Annotated in this window: 11 protein-coding genes; 4 read left to right on the top strand and 7 right to left on the bottom strand. The window is 55.5% G+C overall.

Going from position 1 to position 16,299, the window contains the following annotated elements:
- Positions 1-785: 785 nt before the first annotated feature.
- Positions 786-3,119, bottom strand: a complete 2,334-nt coding sequence (locus tag ACH6EH_RS02820; protein ID WP_138224308.1) for a ribonucleoside-diphosphate reductase subunit alpha — start codon at positions 3,117-3,119, stop codon at positions 786-788.
- A 1,098-nt stretch (positions 3,120-4,217) separates the two neighbouring features.
- Here ACH6EH_RS02820 and ACH6EH_RS02815 point away from each other — a divergent pair.
- Positions 4,218-4,523 carry an MTH1187 family thiamine-binding protein gene (locus ACH6EH_RS02815; protein ID WP_397331033.1) on the top strand — a complete coding sequence of 102 codons (306 nt, stop codon included), beginning with the start codon at positions 4,218-4,220 and terminating at the stop codon, positions 4,521-4,523.
- On the opposite strand, the gene ACH6EH_RS02810 is transcribed toward ACH6EH_RS02815, so the two are convergent.
- On the bottom strand, positions 4,501-4,632 hold the full coding sequence (locus tag ACH6EH_RS02810) for a hypothetical protein (RefSeq protein WP_397331032.1): 132 nt from the start codon (positions 4,630-4,632) through the stop codon (positions 4,501-4,503). The two genes, ACH6EH_RS02815 and ACH6EH_RS02810, sit on opposite strands and share 23 nt — an antisense overlap.
- 51 nt (positions 4,633-4,683) lie before the next feature.
- Positions 4,684-4,878, bottom strand: a complete 195-nt coding sequence (locus ACH6EH_RS02805; RefSeq protein ID WP_397331031.1) for a hypothetical protein — start codon at positions 4,876-4,878, stop codon at positions 4,684-4,686.
- 550 nt (positions 4,879-5,428) lie between these two features.
- Between ACH6EH_RS02805 and ACH6EH_RS02800 the strand changes: the two genes are divergently transcribed.
- Positions 5,429-6,190, top strand: a complete 762-nt coding sequence (locus tag ACH6EH_RS02800; protein WP_397331030.1) for an N-acetylmuramoyl-L-alanine amidase — start codon at positions 5,429-5,431, stop codon at positions 6,188-6,190.
- A 250-nt stretch (positions 6,191-6,440) separates the two neighbouring features.
- Here ACH6EH_RS02800 and ACH6EH_RS02795 read toward each other — a convergent pair whose 3' ends face one another.
- Positions 6,441-10,082: a CheR family methyltransferase gene (locus ACH6EH_RS02795; RefSeq protein ID WP_397331029.1), complete on the bottom strand. Its 3,642-nt coding sequence runs from the start codon at positions 10,080-10,082 to the stop codon at positions 6,441-6,443.
- A 4-nt stretch (positions 10,083-10,086) separates the two neighbouring features.
- Positions 10,087-10,494, bottom strand: a complete 408-nt coding sequence (locus tag ACH6EH_RS02790; protein ID WP_397331028.1) for a hypothetical protein — start codon at positions 10,492-10,494, stop codon at positions 10,087-10,089.
- 256 nt (positions 10,495-10,750) lie between these two features.
- Here ACH6EH_RS02790 and ACH6EH_RS02785 point away from each other — a divergent pair, with 256 nt between their 5' ends.
- Entirely contained in the window at positions 10,751-11,413 is a 663-nt protein-coding gene (locus ACH6EH_RS02785) for a cobalamin B12-binding domain-containing protein (protein ID WP_397331247.1), read from the top strand.
- Between the two features lie 8 nt (positions 11,414-11,421).
- Complete coding sequence (locus ACH6EH_RS02780) at positions 11,422-11,985, top strand: hypothetical protein (protein ID WP_138224314.1); 564 nt, start codon at positions 11,422-11,424, stop codon at positions 11,983-11,985.
- A 124-nt stretch (positions 11,986-12,109) separates the two neighbouring features.
- Here the strand turns inward: ACH6EH_RS02780 and ACH6EH_RS02775 are convergent, their stop codons facing one another.
- Entirely contained in the window at positions 12,110-12,334 is a 225-nt protein-coding gene (locus tag ACH6EH_RS02775) for a DUF2642 domain-containing protein (protein WP_397331246.1), read from the bottom strand.
- Positions 12,335-12,513: 179 nt separating this feature from the next.
- Positions 12,514-15,900 carry a WIAG-tail domain gene (locus ACH6EH_RS02770; RefSeq protein ID WP_397331027.1) on the bottom strand — a complete coding sequence of 1,129 codons (3,387 nt, stop codon included), beginning with the start codon at positions 15,898-15,900 and terminating at the stop codon, positions 12,514-12,516.
- Positions 15,901-16,299 lie beyond the last annotated feature (399 nt).

Here is a 16,299-nt window from a genome sequence, read left to right as displayed (position 1 = left end):
TCTGCCCCTAACTTCCAGCAAATCCCGAAGGGAGAGCGCTCCAAGCAGGAAGGCATCTCATCCCAAGCACGACAGCCGCTCCATCGGGTCTGCACCTAACTTCCAGCAAATCCCGAAGGGAGAGCGCTCCAAGCAGGAAGGTACCTCATCTCACGCGCCACAGCCCCTCCATCGGGTCTGCCCCTAACTTCCAGCAAATCCCGAAGGGAGAGCGCTCCAAGCAGGAAGGCATCTCATCCCAAGCACCGCAGCCGCTCCATCGGGTCTGCACCTAACTTCCAGCAAATCCCGAAGGGAGAGCGCTCCAAGCAGGAAGGCATCTCATCCCAAGCACGACAGCCGCTCCATCGGGTCTGCACCTAACTTCCAGCAAATCCCGAAGGGAGAGCGCTCCAAGCAGGAAGGTACCTCATCTCACGCGCCACAGCCCCTCCATCGGGTCTGCCCCTAACTTCCAGCAAATCCCGAAGGGAGAGCGCTCCAAGCAGGAAGGCATCTCATCCCAAGCACCGCAGCCGCTCCATCGGGTCTGCACCTAACTTCCAGCAAATCCCGAAGGGAGAGCGCTCCAAGCATGAAGGTACCTCATCCCAAGCACGACAGCCGCTCCATCGGGTCTGCACCATCGTGAAGCGTCCCCGAAGGGGGAAAGCGCTCCTAGCACCCAAGCTCCGTATCTCCGCCACACTCGCACCCTGCATGGGTTTACTTTTGGGAGTCCAGAGGGCAGAGCCCTTGGGGCCCTCCCTTTGGAAAGGGAGGGTTTGGGAGGGATTCGAAAAGCTTTAGCTTGCGCAGGACTCGCATTCTTCAATCGTCAGTGCCCGGCTGCGTACATAGTACGTGGACTTGATGCCTGCTTTCCAGGCATGCAGGTGCAGCTCCAGGAACTCCGAAGCGCGGATGTCCGGACGGACATACAGGTTAAAGCTTTGTGCCTGGTCTACGTGACGCTGGCGGGCCGCAGCCATCTTGATGGACCAGTGCTGGTCAATCAGGAATGCCGTTTTGTAATACCAGATTGTCTTGTCCGACAGATCCGGAGCCGGATTCGCGATCTTGTAGGTTGTTTTTTCTTCATAAGACAAGAGCTCGTACAACGGATCGATGCTGGCGGTGGAGCCGGCGATGATCGAGGTGGAGCCGTTCGGAGCGATGGCGAACAGCCATGCATTCCGGACACCGTTCTGCTGAACCTCCTGCTGCAGCTCGCGCCATTGCTCGGTGGTTACGAATTGGCCTACATGCTCGCCGTCGGTGTAGCCGCGGAAGGTGAAATATTCGCCGCTTTCCCAATCCGAGCCCTTGAACTTCGGATAGTGACCTTTTTCCTTGGCGAGCTCCATGCTGGATTTAACCAGCAGATAGTTAATATGCTCATACAGATTGTCGTTATAAGCGACCGCCTCATCAGACTCCCAGCGGATGCCCTCCAGAGCCAAAAGGTGGTGAAGCCCGAACGTTCCCAGGCCGACCGCGCGGTATTGGCTGTTCGTGTACTGGGCCTGCAGCACTTCAATATTGTTAATGTCGATGACGTTGTCCAGCATCCGGACCTGAATCGGCACGAGACGCTCCAGGACGCCAGCAGGCACTGCGCGTGCCAGGTGGATCGAGTTCAGGTTGCACACCACGAAGTCACCAGGGATTTTGGAAATCACGATCCGGGTCTGGCCGTCCTTCGTAACCAGCTCTTCCTGCTCAACGACCGTTTGGGACTGGTTCTGCATAATTTCCGTACACAGGTTGGAGGAGTAGATCATGCCATGCGCCGAGTTCGGGTTCGCCCGGTTGACGGTATCACGGTAGAACATGTATGGCGTGCCGGTCTCCAGCTGGGACTTCATAATCCGCTTCATAATGTCGATGGCTTGTACGGTGATGCGCGGCAGAACCGGATTAGCGACTGCCTCTGCATATTTTTGGCGGAACTCGCCATCGCCCTGGGCAGCATCGTAAAAATCCTCCAGACCGAGCGGACGACCGTCCTCACTCTTCCAGCCCATCACTTTCTTCACTTCATGCGGGCAGAACAGGCTCCACTCGTCCCGGGCCTCAACCGCCTCCATGAACAGGTCAGGCAGGCATACGCCGTGGAACACGTCGTGCGCTCGCATACGCTCATCCCCGTTGTTCAGCTTCAAGTCGAGAAAGGCGAGAATGTCCTTGTGGAACACGTCCAGGTATACAGCCACGGCGCCCTTGCGGGTACCCAGCTGGTCCACGCTGACAGCGGTGTTGTTCAGCTGACGGATCCACGGGATCACGCCGGAGCTGGTGTTCTTGTGACCCCGGATGTCCGAGCCGCGTGCGCGTACCTTGCCGAGGTATACGCCGATGCCGCCGCCCATTTTGCTCAGGCGTGCTACATCGGTGTTGGAATCAAAAATCCCCTCCAGCGAGTCATCCACCGTATCAATAAAGCAGCTGGACAGCTGTCCGGCGACTTTTTTGCCGGCGTTGGACATGGTAGGCGTAGCGGCCGTCATGTACAGGTTGCTCATAGCCCAGTAGGCTTCCTTCACGAGCTCCAGGCGCTTGTCTTCCGGCTCTTTGTGCATCAGGTACATGGCGATGACCATGTAGCGCTCCTGCGGCAGCTCCATGACCCGGCCGTCAAAATCCGTAGCCAGGTACCGCTCGGCCAGCGTCAGCAGTCCGATATAATCGAACAGAAGATCGCGGGAGTAGTCAATCGTATCTGCGAGCTCCTCAATTTGAGCCTTGGTGTAGCAGGAGAGCAGCTCTTCGCGGTAAATCCCTTTTTGCACCAGCTCTGTGATGAGCGGGTACAGAGCGCCGTAGGGCTCTTCCGGATAAGCTTTATATCTGCGGTGGTTGGCCGCTTTTTTATATAATGACGTCAGGAGGGAGCGGGCTGCCGCGAATTTCCAGTTGGGCTCCTCTTTGCTGACCAGCTCCAGGGCGGACATGGTGAACGCATTGCTGATCTCCTCACCGGAGACCTGCTCACCGCGAAGCTTTGCAGTTACCCCGCGCAGCAGTCTTTCCTTATCGAGCATATCCAGGTCCTTCAAAATACGGTCCGCATACACAGAGAGGCGGATTTCATCAAAAGCCAGCTGACGGTTATTGGGCTTGACTACGAGTTGTGGCATACATCAATTCCCTACCTTCCTTAGGAAAAATAAAAGCAAAAAAGCAAGACAAGAAAAAAACATTTTCGACCAACCTCCCTGGGAAGGCTGAAAATGCTATTGTGCGCTGTGGGTTAAAATGCTGTCTGAGTGTGTATGTACAGACGCGATCCGCAAACACGTGCCTGATTCCCGAAAGAAGCAGGTGCTAGGCATATAGGAGGGAGCTCATGGATTTTCGCCATGCTTCCCGTTCGGTCCGGAGCATATGTAAATATGTTCAGAACCCCTACACACACTATATTTGGTTAGTGATACTTAATTTAACCCAATATGTTGTATCTGTAAACGATAATCTTCAAAAAAGCACAAAATGAATTATAGCAAATCACCGGGCAAACTGCCAATGTAGAAACTCACAAAAGAGAGTGGGAATCCACAGATATTGACGAAATGCGTCAATTTTTACGCAGATTCACCGGATCTGAGAGATTGCTATTTTTGTCACTGGCTGTGTGCAGTGGAGTGTGGTATGGGCTGCTTCGCTGGTTGATGGGTGTGGGGGCGAGGTGGGGGAGGGAGGGGGTGCAGGTGCAGGTGCAGGTGCAGGTGCAGGCGCGGAGGGGCGGATCTGGCACTGACTCTGGCTCTCTAACGGTTGCCACGAGCGCTAATGCGTCAAATCCAAGGTTACTTTAATTCTAACGGTTGCCAGACGAGTTATTTTAGCAATTTGATGCCTCACAGCGACTGTTTCCACCAAATAAGCACGCTCACAACCGCTAGAATTGGTTTGTTCCCGATAGAGCAACAATAAGCACTGTGGCAACCGTTAGAGCATGAGCTGAGGAGAGCGTGAGCTAGTGTAGATGTAGAGCATGGGCTAGTGTAGATGTAGAGCATGAGCTGAGGAGAGCATGGGCTAGCCAGTGTAGAGCATGAAGCGTACACACGAGCAGGCAAGCCAGCAATGCTTGAGTGTGCGCATATATATTGATAAGCGCACGCCCGGCCGTGCCAAAATACGCCCAGCACTCGTGCGTGCACAAAACTACTTCTCTTCATCATAAAGCTGTTAGAATAAAGGCATCCTAAATCTGAAGGCAGGAGGTTATACGTATGGCGATCGCAGAGGTAACCATTATACCGATTGGTACGGAGAGCACGTCTTTGAGCGCATATGTAGTGGGAATGCAGCGGGTATTGGAGCAGCAGGAGGGGGTTACTTTCGAGCTGACTTCCATGAGCACCATCATTGAAGGCGAGCTGGGTGATATTTGGAAGGCGATTGCTGCTCTGCATGAAGCGCCATTTATGTGTGGGGCGAAGCGGGTGTCCACTTCGGTCAAAATCGACGATCGCCGTGACAAGGCGGGCTCCAGCAGACAGAAGCTGCAGTCGGTCATGGAGAAGCTGGGGCAGTAGCTGTTCCACAGCGGCTGGCCGCGGGATCACTGCGGGCGTACCGCATCGCATGCAGCTCTTGGCCCGAGGCAAAGCGCTGCTGCGGCCGAGCCGCACCCATGCCGGCCATAAAGCAGCGGCGAACCGCCGCCCTGCTCCAAGGCCAGCATGTGTACGGCCCTCATTTGGACAAGTTAATGATTTCTACATACTTGCTGTATTTCTGATCCGAGATGATGAGAAACGGGTCCATTCTTAACCGCTCTGCCTCATCAGACGCCAGTTCCCGGATATGTACGACGGATTTTAGGGTTACGCCGGCGTAATCGGTTTTTTCATCCAGCTGAATTTGGTCATACAGTTCCTTGCCGGACAATGCGTAGGTCCTGGCGGGGTCGTCTAAACCGTCTGGAGCAGCGGCTTACGCTGTCTGCATCTGCTGTAGGCATGGCTCTGACCTCCTTTTTGATTCATGATGGCTGCATAAAAAGGAATAGATATGATGTGGTAAGCCACTTTAGCACAATGGGTTCAAGAATGAAACTGATACCATCCGCACATTTATAAAGAATATGCAAGTCTTCCTGCAAATGCACAGCCGTTTACAAGATTCGTTGAATACAATGTTTGTACATGCAGCGGGGAGGAGAGGAGGGAGGCCAACTACACCCGGTCAGCTAAGAAGGTGTGAATCGCCGGTCGGTAACCGGGAGATAGATTCTGGAGCGTCAGCATGCCAGCTGCACCAGGTCGGCTAAGTAGGTGTGAATCGCCGGTAGATAACCGGGAGATAGATTCTGGAGCGTCTGCATGCCAACTGCACTAGATCAGCTAAGTAGTTGTAGATCGCCGTCGGTCCCGGCGGAACCGATCCGGGAGTGTGTGGGCAGCCCGGCTGCATGAAGTCAGGAAAGAGGGGATGATTCGTGAAAAAGGTATGGATTGACGCCGGTCACGGAGGGACAGACCCGGGAGCGTCTGGAAACGGGCTGCAGGAGAAAAATGTGGTGCTCGCGATAGCTAAAGGCATCCAGCAGCGGCTGGAGGCGGAGTATCAAGAGGTGCAGGTGCTCATGTCGCGTTCCACGGATGAGTTTCTGGAGCTGCCGGAGCGCACCGCAGCGGCGAATCGGGCCGGAGCGGATATTCTGATCTCGATCCATTGTAATGCCGGGGGCGGCTCCGGGGGTTTTGAGTCTTTTCGCTACACTAAGCCGAGCAGTGAGTCGGTAAGGCTGCAAAATCATCTGCATACCGACATTATGGTGGCCCTGCGTCCGTTTGGGGTCAATGATCGGGGACAGAAAAGCGCGAACTTTCACATGGTCAGGGAAAGTACTATGCCAGCGGTATTGACTGAGAACCTGTTTGTGGATGTAGCCTCAGATGCCGCCAAGCTGAAGCAGAATGAGGTCATTGCGGCGCTGGTCAGCGGCCATGTTACCGGCATTGCCAAGCATTTGGGATTACAAGCAAAGGAGGCGAGCCCAGTGGCAGAAACCCCGAATTCCGCACGAGATATTCATACTGTCAGCCCATGGGCACAGGCGGCGTGGGACGAAGCGGTGAGGAACGGGCTGTTTGATGGCAAGCGTCCTGGTGCGCCGTTGACCCGCGAGGAGGCGGCGATCGTATTTAATCGTCTGCGAAATCAGCTGATGGCTATGCTTCAAAGCGCCAAAGATTAATTTCTCCAAGTGTCGATCAGGAGCAGGGGCCCGGCCTGGAAACCAGCAATATAAGGTTAACCGATAAAAGCCGCCCCTCTCATACCCGCTGCTGCGGTGCATCGAGAGGGGCGGCAGTTTGAGCAGGCGGCTAGCAAGAATGTGGTCGATCGACCGCGGTTATGCAGCGGAACACCGCGCGCTGAGAGCTGCGCGCAGTGCGGAAGAATGCGGCGGTTCGACCAATTCACGCGAGCATTGACCAGAGGAGTTACGGCAGCAGTGATGCTGTGCACGGAATGGCAATGGTGACCGTGGTGCCTTGCCCTTCCTCACTTTCAAACCGGATGGTGCCTTTGTGGTTTTGAATGATTTTGTAGCTGACCATGAGCCCGAGTCCGGTGCCTTTGTTTTTGGTGGAGTAAAAGGGCTCTCCGAGCTTGGCCAGCTTGCTTGCCGGAATGCCGGTGCCGTTATCAATAAACTGAACGATGATCTGCTGCTGATCCGCATGCAGCTCGGCGAGCACATCGACTCTGCCGCCGGAGGGCATGGCCTCAATCGCATTTTTGAGAATATTGATAAACACCTGCTTCAGCTGGTTCTCTACTCCAAACACCAAGAGCCCCTCTGTAAACAGGGCGTTCATCTCGACATTGTTCATATTGGCCTGTGATTCCAGCAGCATAAGCACGTCCTGCAGAATCGGGGTCAGGTCCTTTTCCACAAAATCAATAGCCTGCGGCTTGGCGAGCACCAGCAGCTCGCTGACGATCTGCTCAATCCGGTTCAGCTCGTTCAGCATAATATCAATATACATGTCATTGCCCATGCCCTTGCCGGACATAAGCTTGGTGAAGCCCTTCAGGGCGGTCAGCGGGTTCCGGATTTCATGAGCAACACCGGCCGCGAGCTGTCCAACGGCAGAGAGCATTTCATTCTTGCGGAGCATTTCCTCCGCATGCTTGCGGTCGGTAATATCCTCCGAGAATTTGACGTAGTGGATGATGCGGCCCTGCTTGTCGCGAACCGGGATCATTTTGACCGATTCCCAGAACAGCTCGCCGTTCTTTTTGCAGCCGGTCAATTCCCCCATCCACTGCCCGTCCTCCTTAGCCAGCTTCATTACATGCTCAATCGGCCGCTCGCCGGCCTCGCTCTGCATGCACTCGCGAATGCTTTTTCCCTTCACATCGGCCAGATGAAAGCCCGTAACCTCCGTATAGCGGGGATTCACATATTCTATCCGCCCAGCGGGGTCCAGGATCGCCGTAATGCTCGGGCTTTGCTCGACCGCATAGGAGAGCTTCTGCAGCTCCTCGTTTACCGTTTTGAGGTCCGTAATATTGACAAACGTCAGCACGACGCCGCTAATAAAGTTGTCATCCTTCCGGTAAGGAAGGATACGCATGCTGTACCAGGTGCCGCTCTGGCTTTGAATTTCCTTCTCAAAAGGAACCAGCGACTGCAGCACCTCCTGAGCGTCCTGGACAAGCGTATCGTATTTAAAATGGTGCGAGATATGCTCAATCGGGCGGCCGTAATCGACATCCATCAGATGGATTTCCTTCGTAATCGCCGGAGTAAATCGGCGCACACACATCCGCTTATCCAGAAAAATAGTCCCGATCCGCGTGCTCACCAAAAAGTTGGTCATATCGTTGTTCACGTCCGTCAGCTCCTGAATCTTGAACTGATACTCGGTGTTGACCGTGACCAGCTCCTCGTTGACCGACTGCAGCTCCTCATTGGCGCTTTGCAGCTCCTCGTTCGCCGCAACCAGCTCCTCATTCGTGGCCTGCAGCTCCTCATTGGACGTCTCCAGCTCTTCAACGGTAGCCTGCAGAGATTCCTCCGCCCGGAGCAGCGCCTGCTCCAGCTGCATAATCCGCAGGTTCACGCCGCTGTCTACCTCGAATGGCTGCATCACCACCTGTGATTCCGAGCCCGGCTGCTCCGGCTCCATGAACAGGATGAGAACATATTTCTCATAGATCTTGTTCTTGAGGGAGAAGGGACGGATGTGCAGGTCGATCTGCCGCTCGCCAAAATTCGTCTGGATCGTCAACGAGCGGTACGTTACACCTCGGCGCTGTTCCCGCACCTTTTGCACCGCGGAGGAGACGGCGACGGACACCTGGGGGTCGATCATTTTATACAAATTCCAGCTGGGCTTTCCCTGGGCAAGCATCAGATATTCGTTAATGGGTCCGTTCAGATGAATCACATCATTACTCTGGTCCACAATCATGCCTGGGGCCACGTGCTCCTCGACGAGCGTGGTCTGCAGGTCATCGAGCCGCTTCGGTCCGCTTTCCTTGGCCGGCACGGCAGGGGAGACCATTCTGCGGAAGGGCTGCGGCTGTGCGAGGCGGTCCTCCATCTGGAACATGCGGGGCTCTTCGCCGGCGGACGTTTTTTTGTGCGTAAAAATATTCCATCTCCGGTCAAACGCCTCAAACTGGTTGGTGAAGCGCCCGATCGTTTCGCTGGGACCTAAGAAGAGGAAGCCGTCAGGGTTCAGGGCAAAATGAAACAGAGACAGCACCTTCTGCTGCATTTCCGGCTGCAGATAGATCAGCATATTGCGGCAGGTGATAAGGTCCAGATTGCGGAACGGCGGATCTTTGATGATGTTCTGCGGTGCAAAGACGACCATCTTGCGGATTTCCTTGCTTACCTGGAACATATCATCGTCCTTGATAAAGAAGCGGTCCTGATCTTCCCGGGACAGGTGGCTGATGGTGCTTTCGGAGTAAATCCCCTGGCTGGCATATTCAATGGATTCCTTGTCGAGATCTGTGGCAAAAATTTTGATGGAATACGGCGTCTCCAGGCTCTCGGCATATTTGCGCATCAAAATAGCTACTGAATACGCCTCCTCGCCGGTGGAGCAGCCGGCCACCCAGACTCGGATCTCCTTGACGAAGCTTTTGCGCTCGAACAGCTCTGGAATCACCCGCTCGTACAGCACGTTAAAGGCCTCGGAATCGCGGAAGAAATTCGTAACCCCGATCAGCAGATCCTTCCTTAGCGACTGCAGCTCCTCGCGGTGCTCATCGAGAAACGTCATGTACATCGCCATGCTGGGCACATTGTGGATGGCCATGCGCCGCTCGATTCGCCGCAGGACGCTGTTGCGCTTGTAGTACGTAAAATCGACCCCGCAATCCTGGCGGATCTTCTCGAAGATGAGCTGGATATACTGCTCCGTCGTTATCGTTTCGCGGACGGTAGATACATTCTCATAGCCTTCTCCATGCACGTGAAGCAGCAGGCGCTCCGTCATTTCCTTGGGAGCCAGCACCGCATCGGCATTGCCGGACAGCCGCGCACTGCTGGGCATGCCGTCATATTTGGCCGAGTGGCTGTCCTGTGCAATAACAAGGCCGCCTGTATCCTTAATATCCTGAATGCCGCGGGACCCGTCCGTACCGGTACCGGACATGACGACAGCCACCGCCTGGTTTCTGCACTCCTGGGCCAGCGAGCTGAAAAACATATCAATCGGCATGTGCAGCGTGGTGTTAGGAAGGGGCTCTGCCAGCTTCAGACGGCCGCCGGAGATGGTCAGAATCTTGCGCGGCGGCGTCAGATAAATATAGTTAGGACGGACGACCATATCATGCCGCGCTTCGCGGATGTTCATGGCCGTATATTTGCGAAGAATCTCGCTCATGAGACTCTTGTAATCGGGGGACAGATGCTGCACGACGACAAAAGCCATGCCGGTATCCGGCGGCATATGGTCGAAGAATACCTCCAGCGCCTCCAGCCCGCCCGCAGATGCACCTAGTCCTACGACGTAGGCCGGCGCATGCTCCTCATTCTCGGGCTCGTTCGTTTTGGGGTGAGTAAGGCTCGCAGGCGGCACGATGTTGGCAGATTGCTGCTGTAATTCATTTTCGCTCATTGGGCTAGTTCCCTTCTCCTTGGGCTGTGATCATTGAGGCTTCACGGGCTTCGTGCTGCTGCAGCGCATGAATAGCTGCCTCCAAATACTGCCGGTAAGCTTGCCGGGCTCTCTCATCCAGGCTGCGGGCGAGGTCCAGGGAATCCAGCATATATTGGAAATTGTCCGTAAGTGTACGCGTTTTCATTGCATGCTTGCTTAAAATTCCCTCAAGCCATAACGCATAATCGGTAAAAACAGAGGCGTTGCCAAGCTGAAAGGCCGTCTCCAGATGCTTCAGATGATGAAGGTTGTCCTCCCGGCATTTATGACGTCCCCGTTCCCCGTAGCGCTGCAGCAGGGAGGGATCTGCCGTATAGATCATATCCATCACCTGCTGGATCATATCGGCGTACTCTTCCATGGTTTCCATGCTCCGCATCCTTTCTCTAGCTTGAATGCATTGATAGACTTCACGGTGTAATTGGAAATATTATCATACTTCATTCACTTTTTATAGCGAAATCGCCTGTTTTGATCATTATAATAGAAAAAAAGACTTCCTCGTCACTTTCGACAAAGCTTACGTTCAATCGCCAAAAATAGCCCTGGTCATCAGCTTCAAGATCATATTACAATGTAAAACGTTATGATATTACCGGGGGGATAAGAAGGTGCTGCCCTTGAATATGGAAATTGAGCATCTGGCAGAGCTGATGCTGGAAGGACTGACGGAGGAGTGCTGGACCCTCTTGGTCCGTCATATGGATTCAGGAAGGAACAGTCTGTACATCTATGATCAGCTGCTAACACCGGCAATGCAATATATCGGCGGTCTGTGGGAGCAGAATCTGGTCTCCGTCGCGGATGAGCATCTGGCCTCAGGGGTCTGTGATGTTATGATTACGCGGTATGCACACCAGATAAAGCCGGCGCAGGGACATGGAGGAAGAGCGATGTTCTTGTGCGTTGAGGGGGAGTATCATCATCTTGGCCTTAAAATGGTCTCGTCCCTGTTTCAGGAACAGGGCTTCAGCACCCGCCTGTATGGCGGTAATTTGCCGCTGGAGAACACCATGGTCAGTGCGATGAACTGGAAGCCCGAGATCATTGGCGTGTCCGCGTCCATCGTGTATCATCTGCCGACCTTGATGAAGTACACTCAGGCCTTGCAGAGCCTGAGCTATGAACCCATAATCGTCATCGGCGGCCGCCTGATTGACCGCTATGGACTCCAGAATACGCTGGGGGAGCGGGCACTGTTCTTTCCCGACCTGCTCTCCCTGAACGATTGGCTGCGATCCTACGAAGCGGCAAGCCGCGAGGCTGCGGCGCATTTCAATATGAGGTGAGAGAACTTATGGAGGACAAGCAACTTCCCGTGCCTTATTTCAAAGTCAATCTGCATTATCAGATTCTTGCCTGCTCTTCGCCGGCAGCAGACCTCTTTGCAGCTTCCGGCAGCTGGCTCAGCTTCATTGATGAAGGCTCGCTGAATAAGGCAAGAACCTATATATCGCCGGATCACACGGATCAGCGGGTAGAGCTGATTCTGAAGACCCGGTCTGCTCAGGTGCTGCCCTTTGAAGTGTATCAGCACTGGGATGAGGAGGAGTGCGGCCATCTGGTGTGCATCTCCAGGGACAAGCAGTACAAGGCCGTTGCAGAGCGGCTGGAGCGTCTCCATGAGAACCTCGAGAACGGCATGTATGAGCCTGCTGTTCGGCAGGCGGGAAGCGCCAGAAGCTATTTGAGCGCAAGCCATACGCTAAACCGCGAGCTGTGCAGCGTGCTGGAAACCGTCAAGGATTTGCTGGATCAGGTGCATCCCAGCCTGGTGGAGATCCACCAGACGGACTACAGTGATATTATTCGGCAGCTGATCGATACTGCATTGAAGAATGCTTCCCGGGAGATGTATTAAAGCCCGGCTGCATGGGCGTTATGTAAATCGCAGAAATCCCCGGTACCCTCATGAAGGTACCGGGGATTTTTGTGATTTGGACGGGGGTGGAGCTCCCAGGACAGAAGGAGCTTTCCAGAGCTCGTTAGCTCGGCATGATCCAGACGATTTCGCAAATGCGGACGAAGCACATTTTTCCGTGTACCTCAAGCACCACGTGATCCGGCTTCACCTGCTTCACGCAGCCCTCAATGCGTCCGCGGGTCGTTTCCAGCACTACATACTTGCCAATAAGGGACTTGAACGCCTCCACGACATAAGGATCAACAGGGTAGACTACAATCGGCTGTGCTGTCGGCTGATGCTCCATTTGCTGGTGATGCTGCTGATGTTGCTGTCCCATCGTCTGCTGAGGCGCCATCGTGTAAGGCGATGCTTGATAATACGGTCCCAAAACATTCACTCCATTCGTGGTATCTTTCATATTTGCAGTCTATGCAGCTGCCCAGTGGGCGGTGCCTGCAAGCAGGCTATATATCTTGCCCTTTGTCATGAAGAAGCAGAGGGGCCCATGGCAATCCAGGATACAAAGCCATGGCTTTGGGTGCAGCCCGGCTGCCGAAGCACCTCCAATATTGCATAGCTGGCCTGCTGCTCCTTAAGGGACACGAGCAGTCCAGGATGATTGCTCATCGCCACAATGACGTAATGGGCGGTTGGATAGGCCTCGTCAAAGGCGACCTGGACGACAGCCTGCTGCTCATTCCCGGCAAACACGAAGGCGCTCAAGCCATACTGCTGCAAGGACGGTCCAGTGCTGCGAACCGGTGCGAATCCGAGATGCTCCAGCTGAACTGCGCCGGAGGTCAGATGAGAGCTGTCGATCGAGCCCGCGGCAAGCTGAGGTCCTGAGACAGCCCCGTCTGCCAGCTTGTCGCCGGTCAGGGAGGCATCCATGACCTGCTCGCCTGTAATGGCACCGGCCTCCAGATGCCGGCCTCCAATGCTGCTTGGCTTAAGGTGGCGAGGCAGAATCGCGCCTTCTGCGATGTGCCGGGACTGCACCGCTCCCGCTTGCAGATGCGCCGCTCCCAGACTGTCCGGCTGGAGCTGCTCCCGGCCAATCACGGCGTCCTGAAGGTGCTCTTTCCCGATGCTTGATGGTGCAATATGGATGCCGTTTACGGCTTCCGGAGAGAAATGGCGGGAGGATAGGCTATGGTCTGCCAGATGCTGCTCCCGCACGCAGTTTTCTTCAAGATGCTCTGCATGAACGACACCTGCCGTCAGATGCCGGGCATCAATGGTATTTAGCTGCAGATGTGTCCCGTCCACGGCGCCCGGTGCGAGCAGGGAGCTGTCAATGGTATGGGGCTTCACATGGCGCGACTCCACGGCTTCCGCCGCCAGCTGTTCACTTTGTACGGCGCCAGGCTGCATATGAATGGAGGCGATAGAGGAAGGCTGGAGCTTGCTTCCACTGACAGCCCCGTCGCTCAGCTCCTGCTCTGTAACAGCTCCTGACTGCAGATGCTCTGCCGAGAGTGACTTCTTCTGCAGCTTGTCGCCCCCGATGCTGCCGTCGGGCAGTAAATCCGGGGAGCGGACGTCCTCTGCCAGATGGGAGAGGGTAACGCTGCTGTTTTTAAGGTGATAGCCGTATAAGGTTTCCGGAGCCACATGTCGGCCTTCTATGCTTTCCGGAGCCAGGTGCCGGGCCTCAATCGCGTTGTCTGCCAGATGGACTTCCCGGATGGTTCCGCTTTGAATAGCGACAGCTGTCACAGAGGAAGGCGCAAGATGGATGCTGTTCACCGCGTAGAGCTGCAGCTTCTCCGGACCAATGGATTGATCCTGCAGCTGCCGGATGGTAATGCTGCTGTCCTGGATCGACAGGGATTCCAGCACCTCCGGCGTGAAATGCCGATGTCCAATAATCCCTTCAGCCAGATGGGCTTCGGTAATGGCGGCATCTTTAATTTTGGTGGAGGTGACGCTGCCTTCAGCCAGCTTGGCAGTATGAACAGAGAGGTCGGTCAGCTTGTCGGTTGTGACGCTTTCCGGAGAGAGCTTAAGTGCGGTGACCGCATGATCAGCCAGATGCTGCGGATAAATCGCTCCGTCCGCTAACGCCTGCTCCGTAACTGAGCCTGCCGCCAGTTTGGCAGAGGTTACAGAGGCAGGCGCAAGGGCAGGGCTAGGGACGCACTCCACGGTGAAATGGCGCGCGATCAGCGCGCGATCTGCCAGATGCTCTTGCTGCACGGCCTGATCTTGAAGGGCAGCTGCACTTACGCTGCCAGTGCCGAGATGGATTTCCGAAATGAGGCCGGGCACCAGATGATCGGCGTTCACGCCTTCGGCAGCGATAGCGGGGCCAAAGACGGCGCCGGGGGCGAGCTTGCGGCTGTCCACGCTTTCCGGGGCCAGCTTGGATGCTGTCACCGCCTGGTCCTGGAGGTGGGAGGACGTGATGGAATCACAGGCCAGATGGTGCTCCTGAATGGACTCCGGAGCGATGGCAGCACTATCAACCAGGCCTGCACTCAGGTGCTGGGCGGCAATGGCTCCGTCCTGAATATGACCGCCTTGAATGGATTGTGGCGAAAGATGTGCGGACACCACAGCTTCTAGCGCCAGCTGCTCCCTCTTGATGGCGCCGCTGGCAATGTGGCGTGTGTGCACGGCCCCGTCGCTGAGCTTTTGCGGCAGGATGCTCTGATCTGCAATCTTCGAAGCGGTGACGGCTTGCTCTACCAGCTTGGAGGTGCCCACGGCTTGCTCGGCCAGCTTCAGGCTGGTGACAGCGGCGTCGCTCAGATGGCGTGTCTGAATCTCGCCGGGGGTCAGCTGCTGACTGCCGATGGAGGCAGGCTGAAGCTGCGCGGGACCGATCAGTCCCGCAGCCAGATGCTGCGCCGTAATGGCTCCCTCCGCAATGTGAGCAGAGGTAATGCAGCCGTTCTCCAGCTGCTGCGGGCCCACCGCATGCTCTGCCAGCTGTTCCCGGCCGACAGCTCCGGGAGACAGAGACAAACCGGTGATGCTTGCCGGCTCCAGATGAATGCCCTGAATGGAGCCGGGCTGCAGCTTGGCACCATTCACGGCGCCGTCGCGAATAATGGCGGTGGTGACGGCCTGCTCTGCCAGCTTGGCGGTATGGACAGCTTCGTTGGCGAGATGGTGGGTATTGACGCTGCCGGAGGCGATTTTGTCTTCCGTAATCGCTTCGTCCTCCAGCAGCTGGCCCGGAACACTGCTTAGACTAAGGTGGCGCGGAAGCACAGCGCCATCGGCGATATGCTGAGACTGAACCGCCTGCAGTCCCAGCTTGCCTGCATCAATGCTGCCCGGCTTGATGTGGCTTGCTGTGATAGCATGATCGGCAATGCTCTGCCCGGTCACAATGCCGCCAGCCAAATGCTCGGCAGTAATGCTGGCTGACGCCAGCTTGCTGGATGTGACGCTTTCGTCAGCCAGGTGAATGGTCGTGACGCATTGATCCTGCAGCTTGTCGCTGCCGACCGAGCCGGGGGCCAGCTTGGCTGCCGTCACGGCGCGGGCTGCAAGATTGGACTCGGTGACAGCGGCCTTTCCGATATCCTCTGTATGAATAACAGGGGCTTTGGACGGGAGCAGCCGTTCCTTTAGCAGCTGCTCCGGATAAGCTGCCAGCATCTCCGCCTGCTCTGTGGCTCCTGCAGGAGCGGCTGTCTCCCCAGCCGGCTCCTCGTGTTCTGCATCGGAGAAGCCGCTTTGCACGGGCTCCGCTGCGGCTTCGGCTGGCAGGACGGCAGGAGCAGCCTGACGGATCGACGCTTCCTTGGTCTTCGCCTTTCCACTGGGCTGTGCCAGATCGATTTCCTTCAAGCTGGCGCTGACCTGATAGCGCTGGCCGGGATCTTTGCTGCTGGAGTGTTTTCCACGTTTTTTCAAGCACTGCACGCTCCTTCGCGAGAGAATGGATCATCTCCGGCATCCTATGCGGCACGCTGGGCGGCTGTCACTGGAAAGGCAAAAAAGCACCCGGCAGCGCTGCCGGGTGCTCTAGGGGGTGCTTTAGTATAGTCCCAATGCATAGCACCAATATAAAATTTAACCCCTGACAGCCAAGCAGCTGTGCAGACGGTTCCAGTTGAAGTCAGATGGAACGAACTTTCCAAAACAACAAAAGCCCTGCCTCTCTTTCGTCCTTGCGGCTCCGATGACCGCTCCAGTGTGAATCAGAAAAAAAACATCCTGTAAAACTCATACTTTTGGGTTAGTAAATAGGAATTTAACAACTTCAGTGAAGGTAAGTGAAATCCGGTTTGAAGAGGAATCCATCGGGGTTAA

Source organism: Paenibacillus sp. JSM ZJ436, assembly GCF_044383795.1.
Lineage (GTDB): Bacteria > Bacillota > Bacilli > Paenibacillales > Paenibacillaceae > Paenibacillus_AQ > Paenibacillus_AQ algicola.
Note: the sequence above shows the minus strand (reverse complement) of the source record. Positions and strands in the feature narration are given on the sequence as shown.

Excerpts from the sequence above, each read along its gene's own strand:
- ACH6EH_RS02820 (WP_138224308.1), bottom strand. The coding sequence starts at position 3,119 with ATGCCACAACTCGTAGTCAAGCCCAATAACCGTCAGCTGGCTTTTGAT.
- ACH6EH_RS02815 (WP_397331033.1), top strand. The coding sequence starts at position 4,218 with ATGGCGATCGCAGAGGTAACCATTATACCGATTGGTACGGAGAGCACG.
- ACH6EH_RS02810 (WP_397331032.1), bottom strand. The coding sequence starts at position 4,632 with ATGGCCGGCATGGGTGCGGCTCGGCCGCAGCAGCGCTTTGCCTCGGGC.
- ACH6EH_RS02795 (WP_397331029.1), bottom strand. The coding sequence starts at position 10,082 with ATGAGCGAAAATGAATTACAGCAGCAATCTGCCAACATCGTGCCGCCT.
- ACH6EH_RS02790 (WP_397331028.1), bottom strand. The coding sequence starts at position 10,494 with ATGGAAACCATGGAAGAGTACGCCGATATGATCCAGCAGGTGATGGAT.
- ACH6EH_RS02785 (WP_397331247.1), top strand. The coding sequence starts at position 10,751 with ATGGAAATTGAGCATCTGGCAGAGCTGATGCTGGAAGGACTGACGGAG.
- ACH6EH_RS02780 (WP_138224314.1), top strand. The coding sequence starts at position 11,422 with ATGGAGGACAAGCAACTTCCCGTGCCTTATTTCAAAGTCAATCTGCAT.
- ACH6EH_RS02775 (WP_397331246.1), bottom strand. The coding sequence starts at position 12,334 with ATGGAGCATCAGCCGACAGCACAGCCGATTGTAGTCTACCCTGTTGAT.